A 20,201-nucleotide genomic window follows, 5' to 3' on the forward strand; every position below is an offset into this window, starting at 1 on the left:
GGTCACGTTGGCGTCCGACAGAGCTTCGGCGTGGCGACCCCCCGAGGGGGGTTCCGCGGCAGGGGCGGCGGCGACGGACACGGCACGTGAAGGAGCAGGGATGTTCGAGCGGTTCACCGACCGAGCACGACGGGTGGTCGTCCTGGCGCAGGAAGAAGCCCGGATGCTCAACCACAACTACATCGGCACCGAGCACATCCTGCTCGGCCTCATCCACGAGGGTGAGGGCGTGGCGGCCAAGGCGCTTGAGAGCCTCGGCATCTCGCTGGAGGGTGTCCGCCAGCAGGTCGAGGAGATCATCGGCCAGGGCCAGCAGGCGCCGAGCGGGCACATCCCGTTCACGCCACGCGCCAAAAAGGTGCTGGAGCTGTCCCTGCGCGAGGCGCTGCAGCTCGGGCACAACTACATCGGCACGGAGCACATCCTGCTGGGTCTGATCCGCGAGGGTGAGGGCGTCGCCGCCCAGGTCCTCGTGAAGCTCGGCGCCGACCTCAACCGGGTCCGCCAGCAGGTCATCCAGCTGCTCTCCGGCTACCAGGGCAAGGAGCCGGCCGCCGCCGGCACCGGTGCCCCCGGCGAGGCCGCTCCGTCGACCAGCCTGGTGCTCGACCAGTTCGGTCGTAATCTCACCCAGGCCGCCCGCGAGGGCAAGCTCGACCCGGTCATCGGGCGCGAGAAGGAAATCGAGCGGGTCATGCAGGTCCTGTCCCGCCGCACCAAGAACAACCCGGTGCTCATCGGCGAGCCAGGTGTCGGCAAGACGGCCGTGGTCGAGGGCCTGTCCCAGCGGATCATCAAGGGCGAGGTGCCCGAGACGCTCAAGGACAAGCAGCTCTACACGCTCGACCTCGGTGCCCTCGTCGCCGGCTCGCGCTACCGCGGTGACTTCGAGGAGCGGCTGAAGAAGGTCCTCAAGGAGATCCGCACCCGCGGCGACATCATCCTGTTCATCGACGAGATCCACACTCTCGTGGGTGCGGGTGCCGCCGAGGGCGCGATCGACGCCGCGTCGATCCTCAAGCCGATGCTGGCCCGTGGCGAGCTCCAGACCATCGGTGCGACCACCCTCGACGAATACCGCAAGCACCTCGAGAAGGACGCCGCGCTCGAGCGCCGCTTCCAGCCGATCCAGGTGGGTGAGCCGTCACTGGCGCACACCATCGAGATCCTCAAGGGCCTGCGCGACCGTTATGAGGCGCACCACCGGGTGACGATCACCGACGCCGCCCTGGTCGCCGCCGCGACGCTGGCCGACCGCTACATCTCCGACCGCTTCCTGCCGGACAAGGCGATCGACCTGATCGACGAGGCCGGGGCGCGGATGCGCATCCGCCGGATGACCGCGCCGCCAGACCTGCGTGACTTCGACGAGCGCATCGCCCAGGTGCGCCGCGACAAGGAGTCCGCGATCGACGCACAGGACTTCGAGCGTGCCGCGCAGCTGCGCGACAAGGAGAAGCAGCTGCTCGGTCAGAAGGCGCAGCGCGAGAAGGAGTGGAAGGCCGGCGACCTCGACGTCGTGTCCGAGGTCGACGACGAGCAGATCGCCGAGGTCCTGGCGAACTGGACCGGCATCCCGGTCTACAAGCTGACCGAGGAGGAGACCGCTCGGCTCCTGCGCATGGAGGACGAGCTGCACAAGCGCCTCGTCGGCCAGGACGACGCGGTCAAGGCGGTCTCGAAGGCCATCCGGCGCACCCGGGCCGGCCTGAAGGACCCGAAGCGCCCGTCCGGCTCGTTCATCTTCGCCGGCCCGTCCGGCGTCGGGAAGACGGAGCTGTCCAAGGCGCTGGCCGAGTTCCTCTTCGGCTCCGAGGACGCGCTGATCCAGCTCGACATGTCGGAGTTCCACGACCGGTATACGGTGTCCCGCCTCGTCGGTGCGCCCCCCGGATACGTGGGCTACGACGAGGGTGGCCAGCTGACCGAGAAGGTCCGCCGGCGGCCGTTCTCGGTGGTCCTCTTCGACGAGATCGAGAAGGCCCACCCGGACGTCTTCAACACGCTCCTGCAGATCCTGGAAGACGGCCGTCTCACCGACGGTCAGGGCCGCATCGTGGACTTCAAGAACACGGTGATCATCCTGACCACCAACCTGGGCACCCGCGACGTGGCCAAGGCCGTGTCCCTGGGCTTCCAGGCGTCGGAGGACAACGAGTCCAACTACGAGCGCATGAAGATCAAGGTCAACGACGAGCTGAAGCAGCACTTCCGCCCGGAGTTCCTCAACCGCATCGACGACACGATCGTCTTCCACCAGCTCATGCAGGACCAGATCCTGGGCATCGTCGACCTGATGATCGCCCGCATCGAAGGCCAGCTCCGCAACAAGGACATGGGCCTCGAGCTGACCGACAACGCCAAGAAGTTCCTGTCCAACAAGGGCTATGACCCGGTCCTGGGCGCCCGGCCGCTGCGCCGCACGATCCAGCGCGAGATCGAGGACGCACTCTCCGAGCGCATCCTGTTCAACGAGCTCCGCCCGGGCCAGATCGTCGTCATCGACTGCGAAGGCGACCCCGCCCAGTTCGAGAAGGCCAAGCTGGTCTTCAGCGGCGCCGACCGCCCGGGCGACGTCCCGGACGGCGTCCCCGCCGAGCTGACCAAGGGCGGCTCCGCCGAGGAGTCCGCAGCCTAGCCAGGCAAGCACGACGAGAGGCCCCCGACCCCACCGGCCGGGGGCCTCTCCCATTCCCGGCCTCTCTGCCTTTGTGCCGGCCTTTTGCCTTGTGCCACTTCTCCGCCTTGCGCTGGCTGTGCCACCTTTACGGCTTGCGTCGGCTCCCTTGGCTCGTGTTGTTTTCTCCAGGCCTACTGCGGCGCTGTGAGCGATATCGCTTCTGCGCTGGGCTGGTCGGGGCCGTGTGTTGCTGCTTTCCGCGTCGGCTTCTTGTTCTGCGCCGTCTTCGGCTTGGTTGCGTCCGCCTTCTGGGCCTGCTCCGGCGTCGTGAGCCATACCACTTCCGGGCCTGCTCCGGCGTCGTGAGCCATACCACTTCCGGGCCTGCTCCGGCGTCGTGAGCCATGCCACTTCCGGGCCTGCTCCGGCGCCGTGAGTCACCCTGCTTCGACGCTGGTTGGTCGGGGCCGTGTGTGTTTCCGGCCCGTGCCCGCTTCTGTTCCCGCGTCCGCTTCCGTGCCTGTTTCCGTTTCCGCGCCGGTTTCGCTTCCGCTGGGTTCGGCTTCTGGGCCTGAGTGGCTTCCCGGGCCTGGTTCGGCGCCGTGGGCCATTCGTTGTCGGCCGGTCCGGCCGTGCACTTTTCGCTTCCGGGTCTGCGTCAGCTTCCGTTTCCGCCCTGGTTTCTCGTCGAGAGGCATTCGCTGCCGGCTCCTTGCCGGGGCCGTGCGATTCCGTGCCGTGCCGGGTGTGAATCCGCTTCCGTGCCCGCATATCGGTTCGGTGTGCCGGGGATTTCTCATGGCTGAGTGCGCTCCTCGGTGCGTGTGGCGCGTTCCTTCCACTCGCGCGCCGTTGCCGGCAGCGCGTCTGCTGCTTCCAGGGGTCCCGTCGAATCAAACCGGGTGGTCGCGGGGCATTTCGTGGGGATCGGGCGGCATTCGACGGACCGGGGATGGCGGGTCACGCGGTCGGGTGGGGTTGGCGGCGAGGGACGACACGTCGGGCGCCCTCTGAGCGGGCTGCCGGGTTACGTTGCCTGGCGTGACTGGGTGGTGGCGGGATTTCGGGGCGGCTCGCTTCGGTCGGCCGGTCGCACCGCGGCCGATCGTCAGGGCCGGGCTGCTGGCGCGGCTGGACCGGGCGTTCGGGGAGCCCGCCGTCGATCCGTCGACGGTGCCTTCGGGCGGTCCAGCTCCGGGCGGTCCAGCTCCGGCCGGTCCCGCTCGTCAGCCGAGCGATAGAGCGTCCAGCGGCGAGGCGTCCAGCGGCGAGGCGTCCAGCGGCGAGGCGTCCAGCGGCGTGGAGGCGGGCGGCGTGGAGGCGGGCGGCGTGGAGGCGGGCGGCGCTGGGCGGGTGGCTAGGAGGAAGCCGGTCGTGGTGGTTGCGGCGGGGAGTGGGGCCGGGAAGAGCATCCTGCTGGCGCAGTGGGCTGAGCGGCGTCGCGCGGTCGTCGTCCGAGCGGGAGAGACGCCGGTGCCGGGGGTCGGGGAGGTGCCGGGCGGGACTGTGGTTGTCGTGGACGGGGTCGAGCGGCTCGGGGAAGCGTGGGGGCGGGTGGTCGAGCTTGTCGGGGTGGTGCCGTTGGTGCTCAGCGGGCGGGAGGCGGTGCCGGTGAGCGCAGACGATCGGCTCGGGGCGGGGGACCTGGCGTTTGCGGAGGATGAGACGTATCAGGTGCTGGCCGCGGCGCTCGCTGACGCGGCGGGGGCGGACGGGCTGGCGCCTGACCTGCATCTGTTGACCGGGGGATGGCCGGCGTTGGTCGGGCTGGCGGCGGCGTGGCTGGCGCGGTTGCCACCAGCGGACCGGGCGGGCAGTCTGCGGCAGTTGGCGCGGGTCGACGAGGAGCTGCGGGAGCACCTGGTCGGGGCGCTGATCACCGTGCTGCACGTCGAGGAGCGGGAGCTCGTCAGGCGGCTCGCCCATCTGCCGGCGGTCGACGCGGCGACGGCGGATGCGCTGGACCTGACCGAGGACCTCGGCGGGCTGCCGCCGATCGTGCTGCCGGTCATCGGGCGGCGCGGATTCTATGCGGTGCCGGAGCCGCTGCGGGAAATGGTCCAGCAGCGGCTGCCGCTCGATGAGCGTGAACGGCAGGCGCTGCTGGATCGGTTTCAGGGAATGTAGTCCTCAAGGAGGGCCGGGGTGAGGCCGGCGGCTTTGATGGCCTGGAGGGCTGCGATGAAATCGTCGACGAAACGGTCGCGGAAATGCATCAGGATGATGTCGCCGCGCTGGACCGTGTTGCCCTCCTGGTAGCGGACGATGCCCTTGTCGACGGTTTCCTTCCAGAAGAAACTGGCGTGCATGCCGCAGTCGTGGGCGGCTTTCAGCGTGGTGTCGTCCTTCTCGCCGTACGGCGGGCGGAACAGGACGGGGCGGCGGCCGTACCAGGTGCCGAGCTTGTCCGCGGAGTCGCAGATCTCCTTGCGCTGGACGGCGTAGGGCTTGCCGCGCAGGCTCTGGTGGGTGACCGTGTGCGCCTCGATGACGGCGCCGGCGTCCTGGAGGCGTTTGAAGTAGTCCGGGTCGTTGCGGATGGCGTTGATCATCAGGAACAGGGTGACGGGGACGCCGGCCTGTTTGATGAGGTCGAGGGCCTCGGGGCGCTTCACCTGGCCGTCGTCGATGGTGATGAACGCGACGGCCTGATCGGTCGGGATGCGGGAGTAGTACGCCGTGGACGCGCCCTCCGGCAGGTGGACCTTGTCGGCCGTCGGCGCGCGGTCGAACTTCGGCAGCCGGTCGCCGTAGCTCACGCCGGGCGGGGCGGCCGCGGTGGTCTGGGACTTCGAGGGCTTGGCGGATGCGGAAGACGAAGCCGAGGCCGGAGCCGAGGTCGACGCGACCGGCGACGACGAGCCCGCCGACGAAGCGGACGCGCTGGCGGCCGCAGCCGGCGGCGCCGTCCACTGAGGGTGGTCGGCGTTACGAGGGGCACCGCAGCCCGCGAGCGTCGCGGCGGCGAGCAGCGCGGCAACAGCCCGGCGTGCCCTGGTGTGAGGGATGAGCACGTCGCGAGCCTATCTACGGACAGGCGTGAAAGGAGGCCCGAAAAGTGTGGGAAAAACTAGATGAACCGGCTGCAACCCTCGGGCTCACCCCGGCAGCGTGAACGTCCCGGCGCGTTCCCTGACGAGGCCGTCCTCGAGCAGCCCGCGCAGCGCCCGGTCGCGCTGGACCTCGTCGTCCCAGACCAGGTCGAGGCGAGCCGCGGGCACCGGGTCGTCGCTGGCGCGCAGCACGGCGAGGAGAAGGCCGCGCACGTGGCGGTCAGTCCCGTGGTACCGCTGGGTGCGCCGGGCCGGTCCGGTGGACGGTGGCGCCCCGGCGATGTGCCAGGCGCAGACGCCACGCATCGGGCACTCCTCGCAGCGTGGCGCGCGGGCGGTGCAGATGACCGCGCCGAGCTCCATGAACGCGACCGAGGCCTTCGCCGCCGCCTCGTGGTCCTCGGGCAGCAGGACCTCGACCGCCCGCAGGTCCGCAGGGGTGGTCGCGGCGCCGCCGCCCGCCACGCCGTCGACGATCCTGGCCACGACCCGGCGGACGTTGGTGTCCACGACGGGGTGGCGCTGCCGGAACGCGAACGCGGCCACCGCACGCGCCGTGTACATGCCGATGCCCGGCAGCGCGAGCAGGGCGTCGACGTCGTCCGGTACGACACCCGCATGCTGCTCCACGATCGCGGTCGCGCACGCGTGCAGCCGCAGGGCGCGCCGCGGATAGCCGAGCCGGTCCCATGCGCGGATGGCCTCGCCGGGCGGGTCCGCGGCCAGGTGGGCGGGCGTCGGCCAGCGCTCCATCCAGCGCCGCCAGGCGGGGTCCACTCTGGACACCTGGGTCTGCTGGAGCATGACCTCGCTGACCAGCACACCCCACGGTGTCGCGTCGGGTTGCCGCCAAGGGAGGTCACGGGCGTTGGCGTCATACCAACGGGTGACGGTCTGTGAAAGGGCGTGGGAGACGATAAGGAAGGATAAGCCAGGTGAACGAGTACGCCGTCACCGTCATCGGCCACGACCGTCCCGGCATCATCGCCGACGTCGCGGAGATCCTCGCCGGGCTTGGCCTCAACCTCACCGACTCGACCATGACCCGGCTGCGTGGGCACTTCGCGATGACGCTGGTCTGCGCCGGTCCCGTGTCCGCCGCGGAGGTCGAGTCGGCCCTCACGCTGCTGACCGCCGACCGCACGCTCCTGGTCACCGTCCGCGAAGTGGGCGAGGACCTGGTCGACCCGGTTGTCGGCGCGCATTATGTACTGACCGTCCACGGCGCTGACCGGCTCGGGATCGTCGCGGCGCTCAGCCGTACCGTCGCAGCAGCCGGTGGCAACATCACCGATCTGACGACCAGGCTGGCCGGCAACCTCTATGTCGTCGTGGCGGAGGTCGACGCGCCCGGGGCGATGGACGACCTCGCCGCCGCGATCGACCGGGTCGCCGGCGAGCTCGGGGTCGAGGCCACGCTGCGGGCCGGCGAAGCGGACCTGATGTGACGGTCCTGCAGGTCGTCCAGGCCCCTGCGGCGGTGCTGGGCGCGGCCGGCGTGACCGTGGACCCGCGTGCCGAGGACATCGTCCAGCTCGCGGCCGACCTCGTCGACACGATGCGGGTGTCGCCCGGCTGCGTCGGGCTCGCCGCGCCGCAGGTCGGCGTCGGGGCGCAGGTGTTCGCGGTCGACGTCACCGGCCACCCGAAGGCCCGCACCGTGCACGGCACGCTGGTGCTGTGCAACGCACGGGTCGTCGAGGCGTCGCAGTGGCAGAAGGGCCGCGAGGGCTGCATGTCGGTGCCCGACCTCACCGGCGACGTGAAGCGCGCCAGCCGGCTCGTCGTCGCCGGCCAGCTTCCCGGCACCGGCGAAGAGATCGAGATCACTACCGACGCGTTCGAGGCGAGGGCTTTACAGCACGAGATCGACCATTGCGCTGGGTTACTGTTCCTTGATCGTGTTGCCGGCGCGCACGCCGTTTACGCCCGCAAGGTCTATCTCTGAGCGGTCTACACGGCGCGCCGCCCCGCCCGCCATCCGTTCCCTCGATACGGTGAGTGCATCATGAAGCTGACGGTTGGCCCGCTTCCCGCTGGCGTTTACTGGCGGCGTCGCGCCATCATCGGCGGGGCGCTGCTCATCGTGGTGCTCATGCTCTGGGTGCAGTGTTCCGGGCCGGACCCGAAGCGTACGCCCACCTCGGCGCAGCGTCCGTCCTCCGCGCCCGCTTCGGCTCCTGCCTCAGCTGACCCGACGGTGCAGACGCCGACCACCGGCGACCCCGTCACCAGCGCGACGGCGTCCTCGTCGGCCCCGGCCGTCGCCTCCACCGTGCCCGTCTGCGCCGACGGCGACCTGTCGCTGGTCGCGCAGCCCGAGCAGACGCTGCAGTTCCGCGGGGCGTATCTCAAGTTCTTCCTGAAGATCAAGAACACCTCGGCCCGCGACTGCACGCGCGACCTCGGCGCCGATTTCCAGGAGTTGTACCTGCAGGTCGGCGCCATCAAGATGTGGTCCTCGGACCACTGTGACGCGCCGAAGGGCAGCCAGCCGACGACGCTGAAGCCGGGGATCGAGGTCTCGTTCTCCACCACGTGGAACGGCAAGACCACCAAGGACGGCTGCGTCAACCGTGAGGTCCCGCCGGCCGGCAAGTATGAGCTGGTCGGCCGCCTCGACACGAAGCTCAGCGCACCTGTTCAGGTGCAGCTGTCCTAGCTTCTTCCTAGACGTACCGCTCCAGGATCGACGCCTCCGCGAGGCGGCTCAATCCTTCCCGCACGCCGCGCGCCCTTGCGTCGCCGACACCGTCGACCGCCTGCAGGTCCTCCACGGTCGCGCCGAGCAGCCGCTGCAGGCTGCCGAAGTGCTCGACCAGCCGGTCGACGACCAGCGAAGGCAGCCGCGGCACCTTGGCCAGCAACCGGAACCCGCGCGGCGACACCGCGGCGTCCAGCGCGTCGCTCGCCCCCGGATATCCGAGCGACTTCGCGACCGCGACCAGGTCGATCAGCTCCGTCGCCGTCAACGCGTTCAGCTCTTCGAGGGCGTCGTCCGACGAACGGGTGCGCCGCCCCGACGGCAGGTAGTCGCGGATCACCAGCGTGCGATCCGCCTCGACCCCGGCCATCAGCTCCTCGAGCTGCAGCGCCAGCAACCGTCCGTCAGTGCCGAGCTCCACCACATAACCGGCGATCTCGTCCGCGATGCGCCGCACCATCTCCAGCCGCTGCACCACCGCCACCGCGTCACGGACCGTGACGAGATCCTCGATCTCCAACGCCGAAAGCGTCCCGCTCACTTCGTCGAGTCGCAGCTTGTACCGCTCCAGCGTCGCCAACGCCTGATTCGCCTTGGACAGGATCGCGGCCGAGTCGTCCAGCACGTGCCGCTGGCCATTCACATACAGGCCGATGATCCGCATCGACTGGCTCACCGAGATGACCGGGAACCCGGCCTGCTTGGCGACCCGCTCCGCCGTCCGGTGCCGCGTCCCCGACTCCTCCGAGGGGATCGTCGGGTCCGGCATGAGGTGCACGGCGGCCCGGACAATTCTCGTGCCGTCACTCGACAGGACGACAGCACCGTCCATCTTGCACAGCTCACGCAGCCGGGTCGCGGAGAACTCGACGTCCAGCGGGAAACCGCCGGTGCACATCTGCTCGACCACTTTGTCGTGGCCGAGCACGATCAGGGCGCCGGTGCGCCCCCTCAAAATGCGCTCCAGCCCGTCACGCAGCACCGTCCCAGGCGCCATCAGGGCGAGCGTCGCGCGCAGCGGGTCTGCGGCGACCCAGCCCCCGTTGAGGCCGGCGCCTCTGCTGGGCTCGCGGTCGATCGGCACCCGCACAGTCTACGGATGGTCGGACATCAGGTGCTGGTGCGGTATCGACCCAGCCCGTAGAGTGGGCGGACGCCATCAGTCGATGGATCGTAATTGATGTCTGCCCGCAGTCTGTGAGGTCCCACCGGTGGCCGGTCCGGAGCGGATCGAATGGCGGCGCAGTTTCCCGTCCCGCTCGCTGGTCACGCTCGGCTGGTACATCCTCTCCGCCGCCCTCGCCACCGGCCTGGTCCGCGGCCTCTTCGCCGACGAACCCGCCGTGCTCCCCTCCGGCGCCTCGAACCCCCTCGCCGACCTTGCGATGTGGACGCTGCTCCTGGCGGCCGTGGGCGCCACGCCGTTCGTCCTCGCCGTCGCCCGCCGCCCCCGGGTCGGCGCCAACCACTTCGCCCTCACCGTCCGTCCCGGCTGGATCCGCACCCTGGTCCTGCCCTGGTCCCGCGTCGCGCAGGTGACTCTGATGGAGGTGGGTGGCGAGCGGTACCTACTGGTCAGGCTCAGGGCAGGCCTGGACCGCACCGGCACCAACCCTGCCTGGCTCGACCAGAACGTCGTCCGCGAACTGTCGAAGACCCCGTCGAAGCGGGCCCGCGGCTTCGACGTCGCCGTCCGCCTCCGCGATTTCGCCGGCGGCCCCGACGGACAACTCGCGGCGCTGGCCGCCTTCGCCCCTGACCAGGTCCTGATCGCCAACCACCTGACCTCCCACTGACCCTCCCCGCCGGCTGATCGCGTACGCCCGTCACCCGGGAGCGGCTTCGGTGTGGTTCTTGATGATCCGGAAGAGTTTGTGCCGCTATGGAGCCTGTTGCGAAATGGCCGTCTCACGTTCCGTGCTGAGAAAAACACGGCTGTGCGAGCCGGTCGCGGCCGATCGGTAGCCGTCGAGGGTCGCGACGACCGTCGACGAGACAGTTTTCCGCCAAAACGCAACAGGCTCTATGACGACACAAAGTCTTCCGGATCATGGGAAATAGGTCAGTGTCGATGGCTGGACCGAGGAGTACCACGGTTCGGGCGGTGATCTTCGGACCGGCGGGGCTCGACCGTATGACGAATTCGGGGCGCGAGGACGGCGCCACTCGCACACCACCAACGTGGACACGACCGCCGACCGGCCGCTGCCGATCGCCGTGAACGCCACCGCGACGGCGTTGCTGAAGTGGCGCGGCCGGACCCGGGGTGAGTGGCTGGATCTCGACCGTGCCGGATGACGGGATCGCCGACCGGGAGCGGCGCGGCCGGACCTGGGGCAGGCAGGCCACCGAAACTCGACCGGCGCCGCAAACCGTAGCCGCAGACCGGCGCCGCAGACCGTGGCCGTGGCCGTGGCCGTGGCCGTAGCCGTAGCCGCAGACCTTAGCCCGGCCTCCGGGCCGCGCTCCCGCAATCGCATCGAAGGCGGCTGCGACCGGCGCAGACACTCGTGCGGATCGGAAATCCGCCGCGCCGCGTCGGCAGTCATGTCGAAGCACCCCGACCCGGTCGAGCGGCGCGACCGGCGACGGGCGGTTTCCCGAGAGCCGTGATCGGCGGGACGGAAACCTAGCGGGGGTCGGCTTCGCTGGACGCCTTGACCGCGTAGTGCAGGGCGGTGCGGACGTCGCCGACCTCCAGGACGCGCATGCCTGGAGGGGTGACGCCGGTGGCGGCGGGGCCGCAGCCCGGAGGGACGAGGGCGAAGCGGAAGCCGAGGCGGGCGGCCTCGGCCAGGCGGCGGGGGACGGCACCGACGCGGCGGACCTCGCCGGTCAGGCCGACCTCACCCACGACGACGAGGTCTGGGGGCATGGGGAGGTCGTGGGCGGCGGAGGCGGCGGCGAGGGCCAGGGCGAGGTCGACGGCGGGCTCGGTGACGCGGAGGCCGCCGACGGTGGCGGCATAGACCTCGCGGTCGTGGAGCTGGATCTGGGCGCGCTGCTGGAGGACAGCGATGATCATGGCTAGGCGGGCGGAGTCGAGGCCGGAGACGGTGCGGCGGGGTGAGCCCGGGGTCTGGGCGCCGATCAGGGTCTGGACCTCGGCGACGAGGGCGCGGCGGCCCTCCATGGCGACGGAGACGCAGGTGCCGGAGACGGCGTCGGCATAGCGGGTGAGGAAGAGGCCGCTCGGGTCGGGGAGGCTGGTGATGCCGCCCTCGTGCATCTCGAAGCAGCCGACCTCGTCGGCGGCGCCGAAGCGGTTTTTCAGGCCGCGGACCATGCGCAGCGAGGAGTGCTTGTCGCCCTCGAAGTTGAGCACGACGTCGACGAGGTGCTCCAGGACGCGGGGTCCGGCGACATTGCCGTCCTTGGTGACGTGGCCGACGAGGACGGTGGCGAGGCCGCGGTCCTTGGCGATGGCGACCAGGGCGGCGGTGACGGCGCGGACCTGGGTGACGCCGCCGGCCACGCCGTCGGTGCCGGGGGCGGAGATGGTCTGCACCGAGTCGAGGATGAGCAGGCCGGGCTTGACGGCGTCGAGGTGGCCGAGGACCGCGGACAGGTCGCTCTCGGCCGCGAGATACAGCCGCTCGTGCAGGGCCCCGATGCGCTCGGCGCGGAGGCGGACCTGGCTCACCGACTCCTCGCCGCTGATCACGAGGGACGGGGTGTCGCCGTGCTTCGCCCACTGCTGGGCGACGTCGAGCAGAAGGGTGGACTTGCCGACGCCGGGCTCGCCGGCCAGCAGGACCACGGCGCCGGGGACGATGCCGCCGCCGAGGACGCGGTCGAACTCGGCCACGCCGGTCGGGCGGGCCTGGGCGGGCTTGGCGCTGATCTCGGCGATGGGCCGGGCCGGCTCCAGCGGAGCGCGGCTCGGGACGGCGCGCAGGGCGGCCGGGCCGAGCGCGGCCAATGGGGAGGACTCGATGATCGAGCCCCACTCACCGCACTCGGGGCACCGCCCCATCCATTTGGCCGGACGGGCCCCGCACACGTCGCACTGATAGGCAGCGCTCTTGCTCTTCGTCACCCCCGAAAACTAGCCCAGGGGTACGACAAAACTACTCAGCCTCGTGCCCCACGACCGAGCTCGGCTTCGGCAGCGGGCTCAGCGGGACCGTCATCGGCAGCTCGGGAATGGTGATCGTGGTGGTGCTGCCGTCCGCATACGTGAAGGTGAAGATCACGTCCGCCAGCGCCGAACCGGCCCGCAGGGTCTCGCCCGTGAGCTTCTCGACGGCGAGGTAGGTCTTCGTGCTCTCGCTCAGCGACACGAACCCACCGACCGGGATCGCCACACCGATCGCAGAGGCGCCGACCGCGGTAGGCGCCGGGGCGGGCGACTTGGTAGCAGCCGGAGAGCCTGACGGAGAGCCGGACGGGGAACGCGACGCAGCGGCAGAGGTAGCAGCAACCGAAGGAGCGGCCGAAGGCCCGCCCACCAGGACCACGCTGCCGGCGGACCCGGCGGTCACCCCGGTCAGCTTGACCGACTGCTTCGCGTTGTTGAACAGCCGCACCTCGATCGGCACGACGCTGCCGGCCTTGTACTCGTTCGCATACGCCACAACACCCTCGCGCAGCGCGATCAGGCCGTCGGCGCTCTGCGCGCTGACGCCAGGCACCGCGGCGACCTGGGTGTCGGTCTGGGTGATCTGACCGGCGCTGCACCCGGAGAGCAGGCCGACGCCGAGCGCGGCGGAGGCCAGCAGCGCGGCGCCCAGCCCCGAGCGGCGGCGGGCAGCCGGAATCGTACGCGTCACCTTGGGTCCTCCATCTGGATCGGGCGGCCGTCTACAGCCTAGATGCCGTTGATCGGCCGATAACGCGCACCCTGACACTGGCCCGGTCATTCCAGGTTCAAGCCGCTGACCAGCAGAAACACCACATCGATGAGCGCCACGGCGATGACCGCCAGGAATGGGGTGCGCGAGGTGGGGTCGCGGCGCATGGCGCGCACGCCCAGACCCAGCACGATCAGAGCGACCGCCAGGGTCGGCCAGAACAGCAGCGGCGGCGGCCCGGGCGGCCCGAACGCCAGGAACACCGTGGCGAGCAACAGCAGGACGGCCGCGGTGAGCAGCGACCCGCGCCGGCCGAGTAGATGCGGCAGGCCGCGCACGCCGGTGCTGATGTCGTCGTCGAGGTCGGGCAGCGTGTTGACGAAGTGTGCGCCGGCCCCGAGCAGGGCACCTGCGGCCAGCAGCCACACCGGCGGGTCGAGACCCGCGCCCAGCACGACGAACGCCGGCAGGCAGGCGAACGACACCGCGTACGGCAGCACCGACACCAACGTCGACTTCAGCGGCCAGTCGTAGAGCAGCGCGGACACCAGCCCGAGCACGGCGACGAGTCCGGCGGGAACGCCCGACAGGAAACCGAGCGGAGCGACCAGAAAAGCCGCGGACACCCCGAGAACCAGGATCAGCCGACGGGAAACGGCCCCGGTGGCGACCGGTTTGTCCGTGCGCCCCACCGAAGCGTCCCGAGGAGCGTCCAGAACGTCGTTGACCCATCCGATCGACAGTTGGCTCGCCAGTACGCAAGCCGCCGCCGACACCACCCCGGGCCAGGGTCTTCCGAGTCCGAACGACAGCAGCGCGGCGACGGCCGTGACCGCCACCGCCGGCTCCGGATGGCTGGCACGAATAATCGAGCGAGCAACGGACATCTGGCAAGTGTGGCTGTCCGAGGGGTTCCGTGTCAGTCTCGACCCATGCGATCGACGCGCCGGGCGCGTAACGACCCTGGTCAGTATGACGACCTGGCCGGTGAGTGGTGGCGCCCCGGTTCGCCGCTGTCGATGCTGTACTGGCTCGCCCGCGCCCGCGCGCGACTGATCCCGCCGGCGGAGCGCGACGGCGCCGTCCTGCTCGACCTCGGCTGCGGCGGCGGCCTGCTCGCCCCGCACGTCGCCGACAAGGGCTACCGGCACGTCGGCGTCGACCTGATCGTCTCCGGGCTGGAGCAGGCCGCGGCGCACGGCGTCACCCCGGTCCTGGCGGACGCGTGCCGGTTGCCGTTCGCCGACGGCACCGTCGACGTCGTCAGCGCAGGTGAGCTCCTGGAACACGTCCCGGACTGGCCGGGGGTGGTCGCCGAGGCGTGCCGCGTCCTGCGCCCCGGTGGCTGGCTGGTCCTCGACACCCTCGCCGACACCGCCGTGTCGCGTCTGGTCGCGGTCCGCCTGGCCGAGGCGATCATGCCCGCGGTCCGCGGCATCCACGACCCCACCATGTTCGTCGACCCGCGCGCGCTGCAGAGGGCGTGCGCGGGCAACGGCGTGCCGATCGACGTGCGGGGCATCCGACCGACGCTCCCCGCGCTCGCCCGCTGGCTGGTCACCCGCCGCAACGCTGTGCCGATCGTGCCGACGTTCACCACCGCGATCCTCTACCAGGGGCGCGGCAGAAAGGGGACCCAGTGACAGGTGCCGCGATCGCAGGCATGGGTGTGACATTCCCGGGCCCGATGCGCCAGGACGAGGTGTGGACGGGCTTCTTCGAGCGGCACTACAACGGCTCCCGCAGGGGGCTCGCGAAACGGATCTTCGAGAACTCCGGTGTGGTCACCAGGCACGGCGCGGTCAACCCGCTGATCGAGGACGCGTCGGGCTGGTCGACGGCGAAGCGGATGGGCCGGTATCTGACCGAGGCGCTGCCGCTGGGCAAGGACGCGGTCACCGGCGCGCTCGACGCGGCCGGGCTGCGACCGGACGAGATCGGGCTGTTCGTGGTGTGCTCCTGCACCGGATACGCCACCCCCGGCCTCGACATCCTCCTCGCCCGCGACCTGGGCATGGCGCCGACGACGCAGCGGCTCTTCATCGGGCACATGGGCTGCTACGCCGCGCTGCCCGGGCTCGGCGCCGCGACGGACTTCGTGTCGGCGCGCGGGTTGCCGGCGGTGCTGCTCTGTCTCGAGCTGACCAGCCTGCACGTCCAGCCGCCGAGCGAGGACCCGCAGCAGATCGTGGCGCACGCGCTCTTCTCGGATGCGGCGGCCGCTGTGGTGCTGGTCCCGCGCGCCGACCAGGCCTCCGGCCAAGGGGTTGCCGAGATCGCCGCGGTGACCGACACCGCCACGGCGGACCACATGACGTGGGACGTGACCGACCTGGGCTTCCGGATGGGCCTGTCGCCGAAGGTGCCCGACGTCCTGTCGATCTACGTCGCCGATCTGGTCGGTGACCTCCTCGGCAGGCACGGCCTGACGCTCGCCGACGTCGACGGCTGGGCGGTCCACCCGGGCGGTCCGAGGATCCTCGACGTCGTGCGCGACCGCCTGGCGCTGCCGGAGTCCGCCCTTGCCGAGTCGCGCGGCACCCTCGCCGAGCACGGCAACTGCTCGTCCCCGACGGTTCTGCTGATCATCGACGCGTTGCGGCGGCGGGCCTCGGGTCCGCCGAAGAACACCGTGGCGCTCGCGTTCGGCCCTGGGCTGACGTTGTACGGAACGCTGCTGCGCGGTCTCTAGCTGGGCGAGGCCGCGAGGTTGCCCAGCTCGGAGTCGAACGCGGCGGCCTCCGTCACGGAGCTGACCGCCCGGATCACGGTGCCGTCGGCGGCGACCAGGAGGGCGGCGGTGGTGCGGCTCGCCGCGAGGAACGGCACCGCCGCCCGGACCGAGCTGTTCGGGTCGGCGAGCGCGCGCACCCGCACCTTGTCGTTGAGCCCCTGCGGCAGCGGCGGCACGCGGACGGCGAGCACCACGACCATGGCGGACGGCGCACGGCCGGCGGCGACGGCCTCGACGGTGCCGGTGATGAGGTGCTCGCAGGTGCACCCCTCGACCAGCAGGATGACCGCGGGGGTGAGGTCGCGGACCCGCACCGTGCTGCCCTCCGCGTCGAAGAGGCTGAGCCCGGAGAGCTTCACCACGGCGGCCGGGGACGGCGGCGCGAGCTGCGGCGTGCCATTGGGATTGCGCCGCGGCCACGCGACCGCGAACAGACTCACCAGCGTCGCGATGACGGCGATCGACATGATCAGCAGCGGCACCGCCAGGCCCGGAGAATCGTCGCCCGTCCGCTTGATCGGCTCGGGGCTCAGATGCAGCCGGCGCCGCCAGCGACGGCGGATTGCGGCGCGATGGAATTGACGGCGGATCGATGTGCCTTCATCGTCGAGTGCGCCCGCATCGTCGGGGATGATGATCGTGCCCCACTCAGGGGGCAGGTCGGGGATGCCGCCACCATCCTGTGGCCGATCACCACCGCCGTTGTCGCCCCGCAGCGTGCCCATCGCTGTTCTCCTCGCACCTGCCTCAACTTTCCCTCACCGGGCCGCGCAACACCAGGGGTGCACCCATCGAGATGTATGAAGATTTTCGCACGCTCCGCCGCTGGTTACATCACGGAGAGTGGTGTTCGGGGCACCCGCCGCCGGATCTGTACGCACTCGCGACAATCAATCGGAAATGTCCTACAGCCTGCGCATTTGCGCGTGCCCAGGGTTGTTGATCCGTTACGCAGCAGGTTCCACGATTCATGTCAAGCGGGAGAAAGGGGACTCACATGTGTTCTGACCTGCGCGAATGCTGCTCTCTCAGGTGGGACGACAGCGCGTGACCGTGTTACCCTAGACACAGCGAAAGGGGTTTCGAACCTATGGTTTTCAGTGTCGGCGAGACCGTTGTCTACCCCCACCACGGGGCCGCACTCATCGAGGCAATCGAGACTCGGGTCGTCAGGGGCGAGGAGAAGCAGTATCTCGTCCTCAGGGTCGCTCAGGGTGACCTGACGGTGCGGGTGCCCGCCGAAAACGCCGAAATCGTCGGCGTGCGCGAGGTGGTTGGCGAGGAAGGCCTGACCAAGGTCTTCGACGTCCTCCGCGCTCCGCACACCGAGGAGCCGACCAACTGGTCGCGGCGTTACAAGGCGAATCTGGAGAAGTTGGCCTCCGGCAATCCGCTCAAGGTCGCAGAGGTCGTGCGTGACCTGTGGCGCCGTGACCGGGAGCGTGGCTTGTCGGCCGGCGAGAAGCGCATGCTGGCCAAGGCTCGGGACATCCTGGTCGGCGAGGTGGCGCTTGCCGAGAAGAGCACCAAGGATGAGGCCGAGACGCTGCTGGACAAGGTGCTGACCGAGGCCTGACATTTCAGCCCGGCTAATCCTGAAGACGAGGACCGCGACGTGACGGCGCATCCAAGGGTGCGTGGTGACGTCGCGGTCCTCGTGCCTGCTGCGGGCATGGGGGTCCGACTCGGCCCCGGCGCCCCGAAGGCACTGCGGCTCCTGCGTGGGGAGCCGCTGCTCGTGCATGCCGTGCGCCGGGTGGCGGCCGCTCCCAGCGTCGGCTGCGTCGTCGTGGCCGCTCCCGCGGACGCCGTCGACGACGTCGCCGCCCTGCTCGGCCCCGTGGTCACGAGATCCATTGTTGCCGGTGAGACCTGTGGGACGCCTGAGTCGTCTCTGGGAGCTTCCGGTGAATCCGTCGCGCCGGTGCTCATCGTGGTGGCCGGTGGCGCGAGCCGGCAGGCGTCGGTCGCCGCCGCCCTGGCCGCCGTCCCCGAGGCGTTCGACATCGTGCTGGTCCACGACGCGGCGCGGGCACTGACCCCACCGGAGCTGGTGGAGGCGGTCGCGGACGCGGTGCGAGGGGGGCACGGCGCCGTCATACCCGTTCTTCCGGTGGTCGACACCATCAAGGAGGTCGACAATTCCGGCATGGTCGTCGGTACTGTCGACCGCTCCGTCCTCCGCGCCGTGCAGACCCCCCAGGGCTTCCGCCGGTCGGTCCTGACGAGCGCACACGCCGCCGCCGTCGACGAGCACACCGACGACGCCGGCATGGCCGAGAAGCTCGGCGTCGCCGTGCACACCGTGCCAGGCGCCGAGGCCGCCCTGAAAATCACCCGGCCGTTCGACCTCGCGATCGCCGAGCTGCTGCTCTGACCCCGCCGGTCTGGCTGCTCGACGTCGACGGCGTCCTCAACACCCGCCGCCCGTTGTGGGGCCCTCTCCTGCACCGCGGCGTCGCACACTCCGAAGGCGTCGACTGGCCCATCCGCTGGGCACCGGCCCTCATCTCCCGGATCCGCGGGCTGTCCGCCGCAGGGCTGGTCGAGGTCCGCTGGTGCTCCACGTGGTGCCCGGACGCCGACGTGCTGGAGCGCCTGTTCGACCTGCCCGCGTTCGGCCGTGCCCTGCCGGCCGGGGTGGAGGTGACCGACGCCCTGAAGTTTGCCGCCGCCCGGCGGGTCCTCGCGTCCGGCCGCCGGCTGGTGTGGACGGATGACACCGCCGTGCCGGCGACGCGGCTGACGGCGGGTGGCCGGGCCCTGCTGATCCGCCCACACCCTCGCCGCGGCCTCCGCCCGAGGGATCTCACCCGGATCGAGGCATTCGCCCTCCGCCGCCGCCCCTGACCCGCTGGGGCCTGAGGTGCTCGCCGCGCGATGTCGGCCCGCGTGCGGTGCAGGCCCTGAAACGGACCGGCCCCGGGGCGACGAACGCCACGGGGGCCGACGGAGGAGCGGGGAGAGCGCGGGTCAGGCGGGGGCGGCCGAGATCGGGGCCACCGCGACCGCTGTCTGCTGCTTGCGGGGGCGGCGGCGCCACACGAAGTAGGTGCCGATCGAGCCGCCGATGCCCAGGGTCGCGATCATCGCGCCGGCCAGCGACATGCCGAGTGTGTCGCCGCGGGCCGTGGCCGAGCCGAGCGCCGCGTACGCGATCGTGGCGGGCAGGGCGCCGAGGGTGGTGCCGGCGATGAACGTGGCCGGCCGGACCCGGGTGGTGCCGAACACGTAGTTGGCGACGCAGAACGGCACGAACGGGATCATCCGCGAAATGATCACCGCGACGATGCCGCGATTGGCCACCGCCTGCTCCACGGCCAGGAAGCGGCCGGACAGGTGGCGGGCCATGAAGTCGCGGCCGAGGAAGCGGCCGATCAGGTAGGCGAGGAAGGCGCCCAGGATCACGCCCGCCATGATGTACAGCACGCCGCCGGCGAAGCCGAACAGGACGCCGCCGACGCCGGCGAGCAGGGTCCGGGGGACCAGGGCGGTGGTCAGCAGGGCGGCGCCGATGACGGCGATCGCCGGGGCGAACGGGTGGTCAGGCCCCACGGCATGGGTCAGCGACGATTTGTCTGGGTGGATGATCAGCATCACCACGGACAACGTCGCGACCAGCAGGGCGAGCAGCCCGAAGCGCAAGGCGGCTCCGGTGCGCCACCACTGCTGTGGGGCTTTCGGGGTCGTCTGGTCGCTGCGCACCCGACCTAGCCTAGGCCCGGAATGCCAGGATGCCGAGCCCGATGACGACCCGGCAACCAGAAGTTCACGATCGTGCACCGATCGTCGTACCCTCCCAAAGTGATCCAGAAATGATGTTGATCGGCAACGGGACGGATGTACACGCGTTCGAAAAAGGACGTGAGTGCTGGGTCGCCGGCCTCAAATGGGAGGGTGTCGACGGGCTCGCCGGGCACTCCGACGGCGACGTCGCCGCCCACGCGATCTGCGACGCGCTGCTGTCCGCGGCCGGCCTCGGCGACGTCGGCGCGGTCTTCGGCACCGGCCGCCCGGAGTGGGCCGCCGCCAAAGGGGTGACCCTGCTGGCCGAGGCCGCCAGGCTGGTCCGCGAGGCGGGTTACGAGATCGGCAACGTCTCCGTGCAGGTGATCGGCGTCGCCCCCAAGGTCGGCAAGCGCCGCGCCGAGGCCGAGGACACGCTGAAGGCGGCGATCGGCGCGATCGTCCGGTTGTCGGGCACCACGACCGACGGGCTCGGCTTCACCGGCCGGGGTGAGGGCCTCGCCGCCACCGCCGTGGCGCTGATCTATCCGGTTCCGAAGGAGTAGACGTG

General features: G+C 70.7%; 21 protein-coding genes. 12 read left to right on the forward strand and 9 right to left on the reverse strand.

All coding sequences use genetic code 11. The features are described from left to right. The first annotated feature begins 100 nt into the window (after positions 1 to 100). A complete protein-coding gene (locus ABZS58_RS15035; protein ID WP_354781572.1) occupies positions 101 to 2,638 on the forward strand; it encodes an ATP-dependent Clp protease ATP-binding subunit in 2,538 nt (845 codons plus the stop codon). Between the two features lie 1,208 nt (positions 2,639 to 3,846). Here ABZS58_RS15035 and ABZS58_RS15040 read toward each other — a convergent pair. Next, positions 3,847 to 4,032, reverse strand: a complete 186-nt coding sequence (locus ABZS58_RS15040) for a hypothetical protein (RefSeq protein ID WP_354781574.1) — start codon at positions 4,030 to 4,032, stop codon at positions 3,847 to 3,849. Between the two features lie 103 nt (positions 4,033 to 4,135). Here ABZS58_RS15040 and ABZS58_RS15045 point away from each other — a divergent pair, with 103 nt between their 5' ends. Beyond that, entirely contained in the window at positions 4,136 to 4,747 is a 612-nt protein-coding gene (locus ABZS58_RS15045) for a hypothetical protein (RefSeq protein WP_354781576.1), read from the forward strand. On the opposite strand, the gene ABZS58_RS15050 is transcribed toward ABZS58_RS15045, so the two are convergent. Beyond that, positions 4,735 to 5,634, reverse strand: coding sequence for a polysaccharide deacetylase family protein (locus ABZS58_RS15050; RefSeq protein WP_354781578.1), 900 nt, complete (start codon positions 5,632 to 5,634; stop codon positions 4,735 to 4,737). The two genes, ABZS58_RS15045 and ABZS58_RS15050, sit on opposite strands and share 13 nt — an antisense overlap. 84 nt (positions 5,635 to 5,718) lie before the next feature. After that, on the reverse strand, positions 5,719 to 6,495 hold the full coding sequence (locus ABZS58_RS15055; protein ID WP_354781580.1) for an A/G-specific adenine glycosylase: 777 nt from the start codon (positions 6,493 to 6,495) through the stop codon (positions 5,719 to 5,721). Between the two features lie 113 nt (positions 6,496 to 6,608). Here ABZS58_RS15055 and ABZS58_RS15060 point away from each other — a divergent pair, with 113 nt between their 5' ends. From ABZS58_RS15060 to ABZS58_RS15070, 3 genes are read left to right on the forward strand one after another with little or no spacing between them, the layout of a single operon-like run. Continuing rightward, positions 6,609 to 7,121 carry an ACT domain-containing protein gene (locus tag ABZS58_RS15060; protein WP_354781582.1) on the forward strand — a complete coding sequence of 171 codons (513 nt, stop codon included), beginning with the start codon at positions 6,609 to 6,611 and terminating at the stop codon, positions 7,119 to 7,121. After that, complete coding sequence (locus tag ABZS58_RS15065; RefSeq protein WP_354781584.1) at positions 7,118 to 7,621, forward strand: peptide deformylase; 504 nt, start codon at positions 7,118 to 7,120, stop codon at positions 7,619 to 7,621. The genes ABZS58_RS15060 and ABZS58_RS15065 overlap by 4 nt, the downstream gene beginning before the upstream one ends. A 60-nt stretch (positions 7,622 to 7,681) precedes the next feature. Further along, the gene (locus tag ABZS58_RS15070) at positions 7,682 to 8,335 is read left to right on the forward strand and encodes an adhesin (protein WP_354781586.1); all 654 of its coding nucleotides are present in this window, start codon (positions 7,682 to 7,684) and stop codon (positions 8,333 to 8,335) included. 7 nt (positions 8,336 to 8,342) lie between these two features. Here ABZS58_RS15070 and disA read toward each other — a convergent pair whose 3' ends face one another. After that, the gene (gene disA, locus ABZS58_RS15075) at positions 8,343 to 9,461 is read right to left on the reverse strand and encodes a DNA integrity scanning diadenylate cyclase DisA (protein ID WP_354781588.1); all 1,119 of its coding nucleotides are present in this window, start codon (positions 9,459 to 9,461) and stop codon (positions 8,343 to 8,345) included. 127 nt (positions 9,462 to 9,588) lie between these two features. On the opposite strand from disA, the gene ABZS58_RS15080 reads away from it, so the two are divergent. Then, positions 9,589 to 10,173, forward strand: a complete 585-nt coding sequence (locus tag ABZS58_RS15080; protein ID WP_354781590.1) for a hypothetical protein — start codon at positions 9,589 to 9,591, stop codon at positions 10,171 to 10,173. Positions 10,174 to 11,006: 833 nt separating this feature from the next. On the opposite strand, the gene radA is transcribed toward ABZS58_RS15080, so the two are convergent. The 3 genes from radA to ABZS58_RS15095 all read right to left on the reverse strand — a co-directional run bounded on the left by radA (position 11,007) and on the right by ABZS58_RS15095 (position 14,057). Next, positions 11,007 to 12,416 carry a DNA repair protein RadA gene (gene radA, locus ABZS58_RS15085; RefSeq protein WP_354781592.1) on the reverse strand — a complete coding sequence of 470 codons (1,410 nt, stop codon included), beginning with the start codon at positions 12,414 to 12,416 and terminating at the stop codon, positions 11,007 to 11,009. A gap of 31 nt (positions 12,417 to 12,447) precedes the next feature. After that, entirely contained in the window at positions 12,448 to 13,149 is a 702-nt protein-coding gene (locus ABZS58_RS15090) for a hypothetical protein (protein ID WP_354781594.1), read from the reverse strand. Positions 13,150 to 13,235: 86 nt separating this feature from the next. Further along, the gene (locus tag ABZS58_RS15095; protein WP_354781596.1) at positions 13,236 to 14,057 is read right to left on the reverse strand and encodes a UbiA family prenyltransferase; all 822 of its coding nucleotides are present in this window, start codon (positions 14,055 to 14,057) and stop codon (positions 13,236 to 13,238) included. A 45-nt stretch (positions 14,058 to 14,102) separates the two neighbouring features. Between ABZS58_RS15095 and ABZS58_RS15100 the strand changes: the two genes are divergently transcribed. After that, on the forward strand, positions 14,103 to 14,813 hold the full coding sequence (locus ABZS58_RS15100) for a class I SAM-dependent methyltransferase (protein WP_354781598.1): 711 nt from the start codon (positions 14,103 to 14,105) through the stop codon (positions 14,811 to 14,813). 20 nt (positions 14,814 to 14,833) lie between these two features. Next, a complete protein-coding gene (locus ABZS58_RS15105) occupies positions 14,834 to 15,862 on the forward strand; it encodes a type III polyketide synthase (RefSeq protein WP_354781600.1) in 1,029 nt (342 codons plus the stop codon). Here the strand turns inward: ABZS58_RS15105 and ABZS58_RS15110 are convergent. Further along, entirely contained in the window at positions 15,859 to 16,629 is a 771-nt protein-coding gene (locus tag ABZS58_RS15110; protein WP_354781602.1) for a hypothetical protein, read from the reverse strand. The two genes, ABZS58_RS15105 and ABZS58_RS15110, sit on opposite strands and share 4 nt — an antisense overlap. A 365-nt stretch (positions 16,630 to 16,994) precedes the next feature. On the opposite strand from ABZS58_RS15110, the gene ABZS58_RS15115 reads away from it, so the two are divergent. The 3 genes from ABZS58_RS15115 to ABZS58_RS15125 are packed head-to-tail and all read left to right on the forward strand — an operon-like array spanning position 16,995 to position 18,754. Next, on the forward strand, positions 16,995 to 17,480 hold the full coding sequence (locus ABZS58_RS15115) for a CarD family transcriptional regulator (RefSeq protein ID WP_033363204.1): 486 nt from the start codon (positions 16,995 to 16,997) through the stop codon (positions 17,478 to 17,480). 39 nt (positions 17,481 to 17,519) lie between these two features. Then, positions 17,520 to 18,281 carry a 2-C-methyl-D-erythritol 4-phosphate cytidylyltransferase gene (gene ispD, locus ABZS58_RS15120; protein WP_354781604.1) on the forward strand — a complete coding sequence of 254 codons (762 nt, stop codon included), beginning with the start codon at positions 17,520 to 17,522 and terminating at the stop codon, positions 18,279 to 18,281. A gap of 53 nt (positions 18,282 to 18,334) precedes the next feature. Further along, positions 18,335 to 18,754: a hypothetical protein gene (locus ABZS58_RS15125; RefSeq protein ID WP_354781606.1), complete on the forward strand. Its 420-nt coding sequence runs from the start codon at positions 18,335 to 18,337 to the stop codon at positions 18,752 to 18,754. A gap of 123 nt (positions 18,755 to 18,877) precedes the next feature. On the opposite strand, the gene ABZS58_RS15130 is transcribed toward ABZS58_RS15125, so the two are convergent. Further along, on the reverse strand, positions 18,878 to 19,609 hold the full coding sequence (locus ABZS58_RS15130) for a TVP38/TMEM64 family protein (RefSeq protein ID WP_354781608.1): 732 nt from the start codon (positions 19,607 to 19,609) through the stop codon (positions 18,878 to 18,880). 110 nt (positions 19,610 to 19,719) lie between these two features. Here ABZS58_RS15130 and ispF point away from each other — a divergent pair, with 110 nt between their 5' ends. Then, complete coding sequence (ispF, locus tag ABZS58_RS15135) at positions 19,720 to 20,196, forward strand: 2-C-methyl-D-erythritol 2,4-cyclodiphosphate synthase (RefSeq protein WP_354781610.1); 477 nt, start codon at positions 19,720 to 19,722, stop codon at positions 20,194 to 20,196. The last annotated feature ends 5 nt before the right edge of the window (positions 20,197 to 20,201 follow it).

It is taken from the genome of Dactylosporangium sp. NPDC005555 (genome assembly GCF_040605635.1).
GTDB lineage: Bacteria > Actinomycetota > Actinomycetes > Mycobacteriales > Micromonosporaceae > Dactylosporangium.